Source organism: Candidatus Rickettsia tasmaniensis, from assembly GCF_036857515.1.
GTDB classification, from domain to species: domain Bacteria; phylum Pseudomonadota; class Alphaproteobacteria; order Rickettsiales; family Rickettsiaceae; genus Rickettsia; species Rickettsia rickettsii.
In genome coordinates, this window is record NZ_JAQCNX010000014.1 from 104,634 (window position 1) to 119,199 (window position 14,566).

The following is a 14,566-nucleotide window of genomic DNA, read 5'->3' on the forward strand; positions in this document are numbered from 1 at the left end:
TATGTTAGGCTACGACAAAGAACAAAGACGTTTAAATACAGAACAAAAACAAGCAGTCGGATTACTTTCTATAGGTACATTTCTAGAGTATTTTGACCTTATGCTTTATGTGCATATGGCGATGCTTTTAAATAATTTATTTTTTCCGGAATATGATCCTTTCACTTTTTCGTTGCTTACTGCCTTTTCTTTCTGTTCTACCTATTTGCTAAGACCTATAGGAGCATTAATATTTGGGTATATAGGCGATCATTTTGGACGTAAGATTGTAGTTGTTTTAACTACCCTATTAATGGCTATTACTTGTGTGATTATAGGCAGCATGCCAACATATGCACAGATAGGTATAACAGCCTCTTGGATTCTTACTATATGTCGTATAATTCAAGGTATGTCAGCAACTGCAGAAGCACGAGGTGCAGAGCTGTACTTAACCGAAAATTCATCTCCTCCTATACAATATCCATTAGTAACAATTATAACCGTATTTTCTGCCGTAGGCACTACGGTAGCACTAGGTATTGCATCAATTTTTACTAATCAAAATATTTATCACCATGAATCAAGTTGGCGTATAGCCTTTTTCGTTGGTGCAACTATCGCTTTTGTAGGTACTATTGCAAGGACTAGTTTAAAAGAAGCAGATGCATTTTCAAATAAAAGAAACAAATTAAAACTAAGACTTCAAGAAAATAATATTATGCTTGAAGAAATTGACAAAGATATTCTAGATCAAAAAGTTCCAAACACCACTTCTATTTGGTATTTCTTTATCCAGTGTGCTAGACCACCGTGTTTTTATTTCGTATATATATATTGCGGTGATATATTAAAAAGAGAATGCGGATTTACTCCAAATCAAATTATAAATCAAAATTTTTGGGTATCTATAATAGATTTACTCGGTATTATCGGTCTTGCATTTATTAGCTATAAAATCCATCCTTTAAAAATCCTAAAGGTAAAATTATATCTATTTTTTACCTCTCTCATTTTTTTTCCTATAATGTTAAATTATAACCCTACTCCTTTATATATTTTTATTTTTCAATGTTTAGCTGCATTATTCGTATTTGATCACGTACCGGCAGCTCCTATATTTTATAAATATTTTCCGGTTCTTAAGAGATTTACATACACTAGTATGCTAAGTGCAATAGCAAAATTATTTACTTATATTATAACGTCATTTGGTTTAGTTTATATTACCAATTATCTAGGATATTGGGGATTATTTTTAATTTTCATTCCGGTAGGTATAACTTTTTTTATGGGAGTAACTTATTTTGAGAAAATGGAAATGAATCAAAATTTATAATTTTATTAAAAGTAGAATTCATACTAAATTTTAAATTATTTTTATAACATTCAGCATATATAAGCTCTGAAACTGAAGGTATTTCAAGTATTTCACTTAACACTAAAAAGCTTTTTAATGTCTCTTTAATTATTTTATGAGCTTTTTCAGGCGATTTTGCTTCCAAAGTTTGTAAATTATGTATTCTATCAAAAAGTTTTATAAGAGCAGTATCGTATCTTTTTTGTTTAATTAATAAAATAAGACTTTTCTCGCTACTTATTCTGCCCCAAGGTTTAATTCTAGTTAGACCTGCTACATGCCTTGCTACTTCTTCATCAAAAATATTGCTAATCATTTCTTCAGTAAGTTTAGTATCTTCAATAGTGTCATGAAGTAATGCAGCTTGTAGCATTCTAAAAGTAAAGAGTTTAGGCACTTCTTTTGCTAAAAATTCCGCTACCATAATTGTTACTGCGATTGGATGAGAATAATAAGGGTCCCCTGATTGACGCATTTGCTCACCATGATATTTACGAGCATAATAAATACCTTTTTTAACTTCTCTAATATCGATAGGTTGTTTTACTTGGGTATTTAAAAATAACAGCCTTTCGATTAATTGACCTGAATATTTACAGCTTTCAAAATTTTTTTCCCAATATTCTATATTTTTCATAAAATCGTTCCATTCTATATATATTATTTTATTGGTTTTTTTTATGATTATCTTTTATATTTTCTTTTTAAAATCCAATTATTATTTATTAAATCTCTATATTTAATAATTTTTCTATTTTTAATGCTAAAAAATAATTATATATTAAAAATAGTTTTTTACAAAGGTTTATATGTCATCCTTAACTATCACCTACATTTTTTCTCATTACAACAATATTTCTTTTTCGTCTGTATGGCTGAGGAAGTATTCTTTCGAGGATTTTTACAAAGAACATTACAAAATCTTTTACCAAAACAGCAGATTTTAGCTGTTATTATAGCATCTTTAATATTTGGGATCACCAACCTTTTCAAGGCAGACTAATATATATAGCTTTAAGCACTATATGCGGTTTTTTCTATGGTTATGCATATTATAAAACAGGCAAAATATTATGCTCTATGATAGTTCATTTCGGTCTAAATTTATGCCATGTATTATTATTTACTTATCCTGCTCTTAAAACTTTGTGAAATAAATGTAATTTTAATAGACAAAGTTATAGAGTTTTTTTATTTACAAATAGTAAACATAATAACTAGGTTTTATGAACAAAGACATCCCTACGATTTATTACCTTCAGAATATGAGTTAGCAAGCTCTAGTAATGCTGCTTTGCCCCTATTTTTAATGGAAGCAACCTTATCATTCTTGTTTGGTTATTGCTGCTACTGTTGTTTCAATAATGAGCAAAAAGATATGGGGCTTGAATTAATCGGTGATCACCACGAACATGATGAATAATATTTTTTAATTATTGCATGGTTCTTAATGTCATTCCTGCGAAAGGCTTGCCTACGTGGCTCGAAAATAGTCATTGCGAGGAAATTGCATAGCAATTGACGAAGCAATCTCAGGAGTTTGTTATTATTTCATGAGATTGCCACGCAGTCTACGACTGCTCATAATGACGGGGTGGTATCCACGCAGGCAATGCCCAACCTACAATTTACTTGGATCAAAGCTAAAATTAATCTCTTTCCAATGGTTAAAGCGTGCAGAGTCAAGGTTTTCGATAGGGCTTGCTTGCCATACCGCTCTAATTGCATTATCCGCCAAAGCTTCACAAACACTAGCTGGAATATTAGGACAGATTTTTTCATTAACCTTTGCCTGCTCAACATTACCTGCTTTATCTAGCGTAATACTAATAATGACTTTTACCTTATTATTACCTCTAACTCCTGCCGGTATATTACTCCAATGTCTTTCAATCTGTCTTTTTATCAAAGATGTTTCACTATCAGAAAGAGGCAGCCCATCCGTATAAACCCCTTTAGCTTCTTTTGCATTATCAGCTCTTTTTGACCTTTGATGCTTATTGGATTTTACATTATCCCCTTCCGAAGATTGCTCTAAATTCTTCAGCAAAGAATCAAGCTCATCGGTTTTAGGCTCTTTTTTCTTCACCTCTTTAGGTTTCTCAGCCGGTTTCGTTTCCTCTTTCTTTTCTTCGGGCTTCTTCTTTTCTTCTGCTTGTTTTTTTTCTTCTTCTTTAGGTTTTTCTTCCTTTACTTCTTCTTTCTTCTCAGGTAACGCTTCTTTTGCTTCTTCAGACTTTGGTTCTTCTATAGGTTTTTTCTCTTCTATTTTAGTCTTTTCTTCCATTGTTTTAGCCTCAGGCTCTTTTGCTTTTTCTTCTTTAGGCAAAGCTTGCGGTTCTTCTTCTTTTGGCTTACTCTGCTCAGATTTTTTAGCGTCTTCGTTTTCTATAGAGGCTTCTTTTTGCTTTGTCTGAGTGATAATATTTGATTTATCGCTAATAGGTAACATTTCAAAAGTTATAGTTTGCTCTTCCGGTAATTTTTCAAAAAGTGACGGCATACCGAATAGAAAAAAATATAAAAGAAGTAAGTGCAGAACAACAGAGAAGCTAAGGAAAACCGTAAAATTATCCTTATTTTGATTACTTTTCATTATTTTTAATATGTGAAATAAGAGCTACACGAGAAAAGCCAGCAGCATGAATTTCGGCAACTATCTCTACTACCTGCCCATAAGAAACATTTCTATCGCCTCTTACAAAAATTCTAGCATCCTTTTTTTCTTTAGTTATATTTGCAAGCTTGTCGGTTAAATGCATTCTTTCTATTGGAATTTCAAGTAAGAAAATTTTGCCTTTATTATTGATGGTAACAACCAAAGGCTCATCCTGACCTGAAATCGGGCTTGAATTTGTCTCAGGCAAATCCACGTTTACTCCTGAAACAAGCATTGGAGAAGTAATCATGAAAATAATTAATAGCACAAGCATCACGTCAACAAGCGGCGTAACGTTAATTTCGCTAACTACCGCTCTTTTACTTTTTCTATTACTTCCGGCAAGCTTTATAGCCATTACATTTTCTCCTGATCAATTGCCTTAGAAAGTATAGAGTGTAACTCACTAATAAAATCTTCAATCTTATTATTGATAAGAGTAATACGGGAAATCAGATAATTATAAAAAATTACTGCCGGAATAGCTGCAAATAAGCCTATCGCAGTTGCAAGTAACGCCTCGGCAATTCCGGGAGCTACTACGGCAAGAGAAGTATTTTTTGAAGTAGCAATCGATTGGAAGCTATGCATAATCCCCCAAACGGTACCGAATAAACCTACGAAAGGAGCACTTGATCCAACAGTTGCCAAGAAGCTTAAATTTTTCTCGAGCTTTTCGACTTCCCTATTTTGAGCTAAGTACATTGCACCCGTTATACGCTCTTTATGGTTGTTTTTTAAGCCTTCAGAAAGCCCTTTAGTGCTTAAGCTTTTACACTCATCCATAGCTGAGACAAAAATTAAAGCTAGCGGATTATTAACCGACCTCTTTATGCTTTCATACAATTGCTCTAATACTCCACCAGACCAAAACACATTTTCAAATGCCCGCATGCTTTTCTGCACTTGCACTAGCTTAAATATTTTATCCAAAATAATAGCCCATGACCAAATAGAGGCAATAAGCAACATCAGCATAACTGACTTACCGATAATGTCGGAGGAGCTTATTAAAGAAAAAATCGATAAATGATCTTGCGTAACGACTTCTAAACCGTCGCTAATATTAGTATCTGCACTCATTGAATATATATTATTAAATTATTCTAAAATTAAATAATATATTCATATTTTATTTTTGTCATTAGGTTATGTGAAAAATTTTAGTAATCAATTTAGTATGGCTTTTGAAAAACACTTCAGTGTCATACCGTGGCTTGACCACGGTATCCAGAAAACAACTAAAAATACTAATAATATTAGTATTTTTAACTGGATTCTGTGAATAAATCACGAGGTGACACATATTTTTTAAACCATTAATTTAATATCTCTTGACTTATGTCAATTGTTCATATAAAATGCTGCTCTTAAATTTAACTTAAAATTGCACGTAAAATTAATTCAATATTTAAAAAACTTGAATCTATAGCTTTTGGTCCATGGCTTAATAAATACAAACAATTATTTACCTCAAACGAATTAGAAACTGAGCTGTTTGATATGATCATTCAAGCTCAAGAAAATAAAAAACATTTTAATAAAGAGTTATTTATATTATCTAATAACGTTATTGAGAAAGAAAAGAGAAGAAGTAAAGCAATCAGAAGTTGCTGTTATTTTTTCTTCGGACTATAGAGCAAATTTATATTCTATATTTACTTGGTTAACTAACTTTCAGTTAGAACAATATGTTAGATTTATATTAAATCTTCCAAAGAATTATAAGGACTATGAAGATTATTTTTTACAAGAAAAACAACAAGACGGATATTCAAAAATCAAAGCTTTTAATAATGTTCAAGATAAGAAATGCTTAGCGAGAAAATATTTCAATTTATCAAAGCACGAACCATCAAATAATTACCCATTGTTTCAAGAAAATACTTTAAAATTGCAAAAATATTTAGAATATCCTTATGAATATAATACTGCAATTGATAAATCTGAATTTCTAGGTTCTGTAGATAGCTATTATAATTATTCTTGTGATAATATATAAAAATTATATATTAATAAAACAATCATTTATTAAGAAAATTAATATGCTGAAATCAGAAAATATACAAAAATCCGATAAAGCTCCTAAAGTTATACGTAAAGACACTTTTTTTAGATCTTATGACCTTCCATCTTATTCTATTTACTATATGGATGACGGCACAACTATATATCGTGAATCTGAATCACCTCATCATTATGATAAAGTTAAAATGATAGGTCATGATACCGGATATTTTCATAAATATTTTACTGGATTTGGGTTTGAATAGACATTACTTAGAAAGAATTGCTTTGTGAGTTAATTTAGCCTCTCGATGTCATTCCTAGCTAGAAGCAGGAATCCAGTAATAAAAAGTTCATACACTGTAAGTTTTTAATAATAATTCTATGTAAAATTTTAAACCTTTCCTATCACATTGTAGCAGTTCTTAAGCCCAACTAATACTAAATTATATTCATGAACAACGCAGAGCCTTCAATTACTTTTAAGCCTGATATTACCACGGTTTATAACACCCTCAATATATTATCAGAAAGTAACATAAGAAATTTTAGAAAAAACTTTTCCGGTCTTGATGTAGTAGAAATGGATAAAAACTTTTCATCTATACTAACTGTTGGTGCCGTTATAGAAGTAATGCATTATATATTTGGACATTGTAAATAGTGAAAAATCTACAGTAAGTAGCAAGAAAGCTACAGAAATTAAACATTCACTAATACATAAATTAATGCCTAATTATCCATATGAAAGTTACACAAATCATGAATTGTTGAAAAATTATGCAATAATACAGAGACCAGGCTTTTTTGAATATCAATTAGATGGTGAACTCATAAAATGGATGCCGGATAAAATCATTTCTATACCACCTGATACGCTAACCAAAATTCAAATAATGAGTCTTGCCTTTCAATGTAGTATATTAAATAGACACAATGAAGCTGCTAAAGAGATATTTAAATGTATAATTGCAGCAATAAATCTATATTTTAATTACTTTGCAAAAGAAGTTGAACAATATAGCAAATGTGCAGAATATCTGCTCCCCGTGCTAAAGCTTATTGAACCGGAATCTAAACTTAAAATTACCCAAGCACTAGTACCGTATATAAAATCCAGCTTAGATTTGTCAGGTCAATTCTCTGATTTATTAATGGAAAATAAAAATTTTGAAGAGGTAAAAGCTTTACTTGAAGAATCTATTTTTTCGTTAAATACTAATACTGAAAATCAGGTTTTAGCCCAGTGGTATTATAGAACAGGGCGTGTTTATGAGGAAACCGGAAGCTATGATATGTCCACTAAATGTTATGAACATGCTTTTGTGCTTCTACCCACACATCCAACAGCAGCCTATCATTTATGGTCTAATTATAGAATACAAGGCAAATGTGATAAAGCTAATGACTTAATACAATATGTGCCGGTAGAATATATAAAATACATTCTAGAAATGTTAACTAATCCATATGAAATTTCTTATAAGACGTTAGATGTAATTAAAAAAATACCTTAGTTCCTTTCTATTCATCAATATATGATGGCTGTGAATACATGGCTTTTTATAACAGCATTTCCAATAAAAAAAATTAACAAAAACCAGCAATCAATATTAACCGAAAAACTAAAAGCAATTAGTGATACCCCAAACAACATACTTCTAGCATTCTCACTTGCCCTATGTAGTAAGCAATTTAAAACGGCTTCTGATCTTTTAAATAAGATACCTGAGCATCAAATAAATTTGTATGAAAAGGCTATTATAACACTTCGGAGTTACGTGGACCCAAATTATACGTTACCTCAAAATAATACTCTAACGTCCAATGAAAAAGCAGAGGTTCTTAACGCCGTTAATACCGGTTTAATAGCAGATAACGAGACTAAATTAACTTCTGAAAAATCTGAAAAGATTTTCCAAAATGTTGAAAATGCTCTGCAAAATGCTTCTTGCAACGAAAACACTTTAGAAATTGGAGTAGTTACCGCCTTATTAAATAATAACCCAAAAAAGTACAAGAATATGCAAGTAAATTAAGTCAAAAAAACAAGAAGGGATTATTGCAAGCTATTCCCCCGATAATAAGCCAATAGAAAACTTAGAACAATTAACCCTTCAATATGATACAAAAAAATCCATCAATATTATCAACTAAAAAAGAAACATGAATTTTATCTAGCCATTCAAAAGATTACCAACTTCAATAATAATTCTTGGAATATTCCTAAAGAAGGTCAAATTAAAATTGATAATCAGGAAGTAACAAAAGGTACGGATAAATTTCTTGGCAAATATAGAGGATTAGATTGTTACGGTACAATGTCTAAAAAAATCTATAATACCTTTGATAAAAGTAAAGTGACCTCTTTTGTTTCTGCTTTAAAAAAAGGAATAATATATCACAAACACGGAGTAAACGGAGTTAAACTTATTAAGGAAAATGCTTTTAAAGCTAAGTGGGACTGTGATGACCGATTATTTACGAATATATTATATTTTAATGAACAAGGATTATTATTAAATGTTGATGAGTATGGTAACCATGCTGAAATAAAAAAGTTTATTAGCGGTCATCATTTGGAGTTTTATAATGTGGAGTGATTAACTTTAAGATTCTGCTTTGTTGTATGACTCGATTTTTATCGTCATTGCGAGGAAATTGCATAGCAATTGACGAAGCAATCTCAGGATATTTGACGAGATTGCTATGCAGCCTATGGCTGCTCGCAATGACGTGGTGGTATCCACGCAACAACGCCTCTTCGCAATGATGATATCTATATTTAATGAGCAATGCCTAAAACTTAGGATAATTTTGTAGTAGCATTTAAATAATCGTGGCTAAATCGTTTATAATAATCATATTTTTAGATGTCGTGGTTAAATGGTGTTATTGTATAGACACCTAATCGCCATTGTGAACAACTACAGGTCTTGTTGCATGGCTTGGTTTTATGTCATTCCAGCAAAGGCGTTGTGGCGTAGATACCGCCCCGTCATTACGAGCAGTCGTAGACTGCGTGGCAGTCCAAAACAATAATAAAAAAATTCTGTAAATCAGAATTTTTTACTGGATTGCTTCATCAAAACTTACAGTTTTTCCTTGCAATGACGACCTCCAGTATCTACACAACAAGACCTATGCAGGCATAACATAAGAGCCATACGGGCAATGCCGAGCTTGTGGCAAGATTCATAAATGCTTATTACTTAAAGTTAGTTTTGATGGATACCATGGAAGGTTCACAGTATAACAATAAAAAATCTTATTTCTTCAATAGTTCAAGAGCTTTTGCAAAATCTACTATATATTCTTCTTCTTTTTTTAAGTCTTTAATTTTTAAGTTATTATTCGCCTGCTCTTCGTCACCTATAAAAATAATAAATTTAGCATTTTCATTAAAAATGCGTTGCATTCTTTTAGCTATTTTACCTAGGGGTTCTATGATAATAGCAATATTTTCTGTGCGCAATTTATCTACAATTTCTAAAGCATAGCAAATATTACTTTTGCCTATAGGTAATACAAATACCGGCTTAACTTCAGATATATTATATTCCCGTATTAAAGCAATTCGCTCAATACCGGCAGCAAAACCGATAGCCGGCACATCATCGTTATTACCCATGATTTTAGCAAGCCCGTCATAACGTCCACCGGCTAGAATAGTAGATTGGCTCCCTAGCTTTTTTGTAGTGAATTCAAAAGCAGTATGGCAATAATAATCAAGCCCTCTAACCAAGCGTGGATTTATGTTATGTTTCACGCCTAAAATATCTAGATACTTTATTAACTCCTCAAAATATTCTTTGGATTCATCAGTGTAATATTCAGATAAAACCGGTGCGTTTGCTATTATTTTCTGATCGGTCTCACTTTTAGAATCAAGTATCCGCATTGGATTTTTGGATAACCTTATTTTGCTTTCTTCTGATAATTGATCTTTAAAATCATTTAGATATTCTACTAATTTTTGCTGATAAACGCTTCTTGATTCATTACATCCAAGAGAGTTAAGCTCTAAGGTAGTATCCTGCTCTATTTCGAGTGCTTTTAATATATCAACGGCTAACTTCAAAGTGTCAGCATCAGTAATTACTCCTTTAGCACCGATATACTCATAATTTAGTTGGTGAAATTGTCTTTGACGCCCTGCTTGCGGTCTATCATAACGAAAAACAGGACCGGTAGAGAAAAACTTTAATGGTAATTTATGTTGTAATCCGTTTGAGATGAGGCTTCTTATAATACATGCTGTAAATTCAGGTCGTAATGCTACGGAATCATTGCTTTTATCTAAAAAACTATAGATTTCTTTGCTGATTACATCAGAGCTTTCACCCATCGAACGGTTAAAGACTTTAGTATACTCCAAAATAGGAGTACTCATTTGTTTATAGCCGTACAATACTCCAACATCTTTTGCTTTGTTAATTATATAGTCGTGAACTTTATAATCATCCGGCAAGAGATCTTTCATTCCTCGGAGTGGTTGCAGCTTTTCAGTCATTTGGTTAATTTTGTTTTGTTGCGTGGATACTACTAACTCGTCATTGCGAGGAGAGACAAAGCCTCGACGTGGCAATCTCAGGAATTTTGTACTACTTCATGAGATTGCCACGCTCTCTACGTTCGCTCGCAATGACGGATAGCCCCCTCTTAATTCTGCTCTTTTTGCATAAAAAACGATCTTATAATATATAAAACAAATATTGTAATAAACCAATATATTAATGCACGACCTGCGGTTAATAGATTAAATTCACCGTCATATATTTGAATAAATAGTAAATATGCACAAGCAATTAAAATAAACGGTACGATAATAAATACTAAAGGACATCTAAAAGGTCTTTGAGCATCAGGTAGCGTTACCCTAAATAATACCACTATTATTGTAACGGTTATATAATCAATAAGAGCTCCCATTGAAGTTAATTGCGTTAATAATTCCGTAGAACAAAATCCTCCAAGGATAGCGGCTAAAGAAGCAAATATTATAATCGTAATATACGGACTATCATATTTTGGGTGCAGCTTTGCAAAACTTTTCGGTAGTAAACCGTCACGTGCAATAGCATAAAAAATACGAGAAGTACCGTAAATATTCATCATCAACACCGTCATCATACCGCAAACTGCTCCGGTTGCAACAATAGCAGAGCCGATCCTGCTATTATTGATAGTTAAAGCATAAGCAAGCGGTTGATCGTTATTTAACTGATCAAAAGGTGCAATACCGGTAACAAGCCCTGACATCGTTACATAAACTATAGTAGTTAGAACAAGTGAGCCAATAATACCGATCATTATATCGCGTTTTGGGTTTTTACACTCCTCAGCTGCGGTTGCAATCGTTCCAAAACCCGTAAAAGCTAAGAATAAAATAGACGCACCTACTAAAACATTACTAAAACCGAAAGGCATAAAATTACTCCAGTTAGTAGCGTCAAAATGAGGGGCAGCAGCGAGTATAAATACGAATATTGCAGCCATTTTTATGAAAACTAAAATTGCATTTAGTCTCTTACTATCTTTAGTACCTAAATATAAAATAAATCCAATAAATCCCGAGATTAAAAATGCCGGTAAATTTATTATACCACCGTTTGTCGGTACAGTAGTTAATTCTTTCGGTAAATTGATTCCACCTGCTGCTAGTATTCCTTGTACGTAGCCCGACCAGCCTGCAGCTACTATTCCTGCAGCAACACCAAGTTCTAATATTATAACACTACCGATCATCCAAGCAAATACTTCGCCAAATGCTACATAGGAATAAGTGTAAATACTTCCTGATGTCGGAAGCATTGCAGCAAGTTCAGTATAAACAAGCGCTACAAAGATACAGGTAATACCTGCAATCGCATAAGATAACATTACTGCAGGTCCTGAATATTTAGCAGCAATTATACCGGTAACGACGAATACGCCCGTGCCGATCATCGCACCAAGACCCAGTAATATTAAATCGAATGCTCCAAGCGTCTTGCTAAGACCGCTTGAGCTGCCTATCTCTTTTACTGATTCAAAACTTTTCTTCCTTAAAAAACTCATTAGTTTCTCCTGTTTTTAGTGAGCTTATTTTTTTGTGAATTGTGTCATTGCAAGCGACTAAAAGGAGCATGGCAATCCCAGGAGGTCTAACTAGATTGCCACGTCGCTTCGCTCCTCGCAATGACGCAATTACCTTATCTCTCTAGTAATCCATCCACCGCCAAGTACTCTTTCGCCGGCATAAATAACGCATGCTTGCCCAGGGGCAACGGCTTTTTCTTCGCATAAAAATTTTACTTTCATTTTATCATCACCGAGTTTACTTATTTCGGCTAGACGCGGCGGTCTTGTCGAGCGAATTTTAACTGCTACTTCTAACTTTTCGTTATCTTTAATCTCATCTGCAAGCCAATTCACATCTCTAATGATAAATTCCTGCACGTTTAATGCGGACTCCGGTCCTACATATACTATATTGTCCTTAGGATCAATCTTTACTACATATAAAGGCTCATTATAAGCTATACCAAGACCACGACGTTGCCCTATGGTGTAGTTAATTATACCGCTATGCTCTCCTAGCTCAAACCCGTTTACGTGAATAATTTTACCGCTTTCACTGCTATTTGGACGTATTTTATTTATTACGCTCTTATAATTTCCGTCAGGTACGAAACAAATATCTTGGCTGTCGGGCTTATCCGCTACCTCAAGCCCAAATTTACTAGCAAGCTTTCGTGTTTCATCCTTAGTAAGCCCTCCTAGAGGGAAACGTAAATATTCTAATTGCTCTTTAGTTGTCGTAAATAAAAAATAACTTTGATCTTTTGCTGGGTCAAGCCCTGTATGTAATTCCGCTCCGTTATCACCGTTTATTTTTCGTACGTAATGACCGGTAGCAAGCTTATCTGCTCCAAGCTCTCTAGCTGTTTTAATTAGATCCCTGAACTTTACCGATTTATTACATTGCACACATGGAAGCGGTGTTTCACCTTGTAAATAGCTATCGACGAAATTATCTATTACCGACTCTTTAAATTTGCTCTCATAATCAAGTACGTAATGGGGAATACCTAGCTTATTTGCTACCATTTTAGCATCGTAAATATCCTGACCGGCACAACAGGCATTTTTCTTCCCTACTGCCATACCGTGATCATATAGCTGCAAGGTAATACCTATAACATTATGTTCTTGTTCATGCAGCATTGCGGCAACCGCCGAACTATCAACCCCGCCTGACATTGCGACAACTATAGTAGACTGCTTATCCCCTAAATTAATCATACCAACCTTAAATAAACAGCAAATTATACTAAATTTATAATTAAATTACAACACTATCTTTTAATATATTAAAATGCTATAATTGGCGTTGTCTAATAATTATCGATTTCGTCATTGCGAGCAGCCGTAGGCTGCGTGGCAATCTCATGAAATAATAACAAACTCCTGAGATTGCTTCGTCCATACTTCGTATTTCCTCGCAATGACGCTTTACTAATCTACGTGGGAATGACAAAATGCTTCAAATAATGCAAAAATTATATGTTATTTAAAATATTATACAAAACAGTTATTACATTAGCTCTAATTTATTTCATACTGATTATTTTAGAATATGCACGTCAAGGTTTTATTAATGACTTATCGTTACAAAAAGTAGATTTATCTATTCAGAATTCCATAAAAGAACCAATTTATTTAGTTTCTTATGCCGACGGTCCGGAGTATGTTTACCGTAATCAAAATGCAACCACTCATTATGCAATTAATAAAGGTATAGACTTCATATTTAACTATAAGAAAAAGCACATAAATCAAGCGTTTATAGAACAAAACCAAGAAATTTTTAATGAACCTGCAGGAGCGGGGTTATGGCTATGGAAGCCTTATATTATACTTGAAACAATGAGAAATGCACCAGAAGGAGCTATTATAGTATATTTAGATTCAGCATTTGTTATTAAAAAGCATATCAGTAATTTAACAAATCTTTTAGGCGATAATGATATATTACTGGTACATGATCGCAATCGTAAAAACGGTAGTTTTGTTAAAGGCGAAACTTTTGCTTTAATGGATTGCCTTACAGACGAATGCAGAAATGACGATCACATTTGGAGTGCCGTTATTATTGTGCGTAATACCAAGCTTTCTCGTTCTTTCATTGAAAAATGGCTAAAAAGTTGTGAAGATATTAGAATTCTTTCAGGCAAAGATTATAATATCCATCCTAATTACGATGAATATAAATGGCATCATTCCGATCAATCGGTACTTAGCCTTATATATCATAAAAATCCACAATCGGTTAAAGTAATAGAATATGAAGAAACAACACCTTCTTTATCTTGGTTCCACCGTAAATATTCAAATAGCTCACCGTTAAAACCTTGGTATAGCATATACGGTATAGATCCTATAATTAATTTTAATACTAACGGCAAAGTTTTACCTTCTACCGCTCTTATAAATACTCCGCCGATTGTTAGACTTCATAAATGGCATCATTCCGATCAATCGGTACTTAGCCTTATATATCATAAAAATCCACAATC

17 protein-coding genes and 3 pseudogenes are annotated in these 14,566 nt (G+C 32.9%); 11 read left to right on the forward strand and 9 right to left on the reverse strand.

The window, feature by feature from the left end; all coding sequences use genetic code 11:
* Window position 1: 1 nt before the first annotated feature.
* Complete coding sequence (locus O6R16_RS03795) at window positions 2–1,318, forward strand: MFS transporter (RefSeq protein ID WP_499680065.1); 1,317 nt, start codon at window positions 2–4, stop codon at window positions 1,316–1,318.
* Here the strand turns inward: O6R16_RS03795 and O6R16_RS03800 are convergent.
* A complete protein-coding gene (locus tag O6R16_RS03800) occupies window positions 1,269–1,976 on the reverse strand; it encodes an HD domain-containing protein (RefSeq protein ID WP_499680066.1) in 708 nt (235 codons plus the stop codon). The two genes, O6R16_RS03795 and O6R16_RS03800, sit on opposite strands and share 50 nt — an antisense overlap.
* Window positions 1,977–2,210: 234 nt before the next feature.
* Between O6R16_RS03800 and O6R16_RS03805 the strand changes: the two genes are divergently transcribed.
* From O6R16_RS03805 to O6R16_RS03815, 3 genes are read left to right on the forward strand one after another with little or no spacing between them, the layout of a single operon-like run.
* Window positions 2,211–2,342 carry a CPBP family glutamic-type intramembrane protease gene (locus O6R16_RS03805; protein ID WP_499680067.1) on the forward strand — a complete coding sequence of 44 codons (132 nt, stop codon included), beginning with the start codon at window positions 2,211–2,213 and terminating at the stop codon, window positions 2,340–2,342.
* 20 nt (window positions 2,343–2,362) lie between these two features.
* The gene (locus tag O6R16_RS03810) at window positions 2,363–2,491 is read left to right on the forward strand and encodes a CPBP family intramembrane glutamic endopeptidase (RefSeq protein WP_232218715.1); all 129 of its coding nucleotides are present in this window, start codon (window positions 2,363–2,365) and stop codon (window positions 2,489–2,491) included.
* Window positions 2,451–2,762, forward strand: a complete 312-nt coding sequence (locus O6R16_RS03815; protein ID WP_499680068.1) for a hypothetical protein — start codon at window positions 2,451–2,453, stop codon at window positions 2,760–2,762. The genes O6R16_RS03810 and O6R16_RS03815 overlap by 41 nt, the downstream gene beginning before the upstream one ends.
* Before the next feature lie 198 nt (window positions 2,763–2,960).
* On the opposite strand, the gene tolA is transcribed toward O6R16_RS03815, so the two are convergent.
* The 3 genes from tolA to tolQ are packed head-to-tail and all read right to left on the reverse strand — an operon-like array spanning window position 2,961 to window position 5,081.
* The gene (tolA, locus tag O6R16_RS03820) at window positions 2,961–3,935 is read right to left on the reverse strand and encodes a cell envelope integrity protein TolA (protein WP_499680069.1); all 975 of its coding nucleotides are present in this window, start codon (window positions 3,933–3,935) and stop codon (window positions 2,961–2,963) included.
* A complete protein-coding gene (gene tolR, locus O6R16_RS03825) occupies window positions 3,925–4,356 on the reverse strand; it encodes a protein TolR (RefSeq protein ID WP_499680070.1) in 432 nt (143 codons plus the stop codon). The genes tolA and tolR overlap by 11 nt, the downstream gene beginning before the upstream one ends.
* Window positions 4,356–5,081, reverse strand: coding sequence for a protein TolQ (gene tolQ / locus O6R16_RS03830; RefSeq protein ID WP_499680071.1), 726 nt, complete (start codon window positions 5,079–5,081; stop codon window positions 4,356–4,358). The genes tolR and tolQ overlap by 1 nt, the downstream gene beginning before the upstream one ends.
* Before the next feature lie 490 nt (window positions 5,082–5,571).
* Here tolQ and O6R16_RS03835 point away from each other — a divergent pair, with 490 nt between their 5' ends.
* From O6R16_RS03835 to O6R16_RS03860, 6 genes and pseudogenes are all read left to right on the forward strand, one after another.
* Window positions 5,572–6,000 carry a hypothetical protein gene (locus tag O6R16_RS03835; protein WP_499680072.1) on the forward strand — a complete coding sequence of 143 codons (429 nt, stop codon included), beginning with the start codon at window positions 5,572–5,574 and terminating at the stop codon, window positions 5,998–6,000.
* Window positions 5,987–6,271, forward strand: coding sequence for a hypothetical protein (locus O6R16_RS03840; protein ID WP_499680073.1), 285 nt, complete (start codon window positions 5,987–5,989; stop codon window positions 6,269–6,271). The genes O6R16_RS03835 and O6R16_RS03840 overlap by 14 nt, the downstream gene beginning before the upstream one ends.
* A 188-nt stretch (window positions 6,272–6,459) precedes the next feature.
* On the forward strand, window positions 6,460–6,669 hold the full coding sequence (locus tag O6R16_RS03845) for a hypothetical protein (protein WP_499680074.1): 210 nt from the start codon (window positions 6,460–6,462) through the stop codon (window positions 6,667–6,669).
* The gene (locus O6R16_RS03850) at window positions 6,653–7,522 is read left to right on the forward strand and encodes a tetratricopeptide repeat protein (RefSeq protein WP_499680075.1); all 870 of its coding nucleotides are present in this window, start codon (window positions 6,653–6,655) and stop codon (window positions 7,520–7,522) included. The genes O6R16_RS03845 and O6R16_RS03850 overlap by 17 nt, the downstream gene beginning before the upstream one ends.
* Window positions 7,523–7,560: 38 nt before the next feature.
* A pseudogene (locus O6R16_RS03855) lies at window positions 7,561–8,044 on the forward strand (hypothetical protein).
* A pseudogene (locus O6R16_RS03860) lies at window positions 8,040–8,479 on the forward strand (hypothetical protein); the annotation flags it as partial. The pseudogenes O6R16_RS03855 and O6R16_RS03860, both read left to right, overlap by 5 nt.
* 159 nt (window positions 8,480–8,638) lie before the next feature.
* Here O6R16_RS03860 and O6R16_RS03865 read toward each other — a convergent pair.
* The 5 genes and pseudogenes from O6R16_RS03865 to mnmA all read right to left on the reverse strand — a co-directional run.
* A pseudogene (locus O6R16_RS03865) lies at window positions 8,639–8,784 on the reverse strand (polysaccharide polymerase); the annotation flags it as partial.
* A 128-nt stretch (window positions 8,785–8,912) separates the two neighbouring features.
* Window positions 8,913–9,044 carry a hypothetical protein gene (locus tag O6R16_RS03870; RefSeq protein WP_499680076.1) on the reverse strand — a complete coding sequence of 44 codons (132 nt, stop codon included), beginning with the start codon at window positions 9,042–9,044 and terminating at the stop codon, window positions 8,913–8,915.
* A 229-nt stretch (window positions 9,045–9,273) separates the two neighbouring features.
* Complete coding sequence (gene hisS / locus O6R16_RS03875; protein ID WP_499680094.1) at window positions 9,274–10,518, reverse strand: histidine--tRNA ligase; 1,245 nt, start codon at window positions 10,516–10,518, stop codon at window positions 9,274–9,276.
* Window positions 10,519–10,667: 149 nt separating this feature from the next.
* Window positions 10,668–12,065, reverse strand: a complete 1,398-nt coding sequence (locus O6R16_RS03880; RefSeq protein WP_499680077.1) for an amino acid permease — start codon at window positions 12,063–12,065, stop codon at window positions 10,668–10,670.
* Window positions 12,066–12,194: 129 nt separating this feature from the next.
* Window positions 12,195–13,292, reverse strand: a complete 1,098-nt coding sequence (mnmA, locus tag O6R16_RS03885; protein WP_499680078.1) for a tRNA 2-thiouridine(34) synthase MnmA — start codon at window positions 13,290–13,292, stop codon at window positions 12,195–12,197.
* Window positions 13,293–13,553: 261 nt separating this feature from the next.
* Between mnmA and O6R16_RS03890 the strand changes: the two genes are divergently transcribed.
* A partial coding sequence (locus O6R16_RS03890) for a hypothetical protein (protein WP_499680079.1) occupies window positions 13,554–14,566 on the forward strand: 1,013 nt, incomplete at its 3' end.

Coding starts and splice junctions, on each gene's coding strand:
- O6R16_RS03815 (WP_499680068.1), top strand. CDS start 2,451: ATGTATTATTATTTACTTATCCTGCTCTTAAAACTTTGTGAAATAAAT.
- mnmA (WP_499680078.1), bottom strand. CDS start 13,292: ATGATTAATTTAGGGGATAAGCAGTCTACTATAGTTGTCGCAATGTCA.
- hisS (WP_499680094.1), bottom strand. CDS start 10,518: ATGACTGAAAAGCTGCAACCACTCCGAGGAATGAAAGATCTCTTGCCG.
- O6R16_RS03800 (WP_499680066.1), bottom strand. CDS start 1,976: ATGAAAAATATAGAATATTGGGAAAAAAATTTTGAAAGCTGTAAATAT.
- O6R16_RS03795 (WP_499680065.1), top strand. CDS start 2: ATGTTAGGCTACGACAAAGAACAAAGACGTTTAAATACAGAACAAAAA.
- tolA (WP_499680069.1), bottom strand. CDS start 3,935: ATGAAAAGTAATCAAAATAAGGATAATTTTACGGTTTTCCTTAGCTTC.
- O6R16_RS03845 (WP_499680074.1), top strand. CDS start 6,460: ATGAACAACGCAGAGCCTTCAATTACTTTTAAGCCTGATATTACCACG.
- O6R16_RS03805 (WP_499680067.1), top strand. CDS start 2,211: ATGGCTGAGGAAGTATTCTTTCGAGGATTTTTACAAAGAACATTACAA.
- tolR (WP_499680070.1), bottom strand. CDS start 4,356: ATGGCTATAAAGCTTGCCGGAAGTAATAGAAAAAGTAAAAGAGCGGTA.
- O6R16_RS03880 (WP_499680077.1), bottom strand. CDS start 12,065: ATGAGTTTTTTAAGGAAGAAAAGTTTTGAATCAGTAAAAGAGATAGGC.
- tolQ (WP_499680071.1), bottom strand. CDS start 5,081: ATGAGTGCAGATACTAATATTAGCGACGGTTTAGAAGTCGTTACGCAA.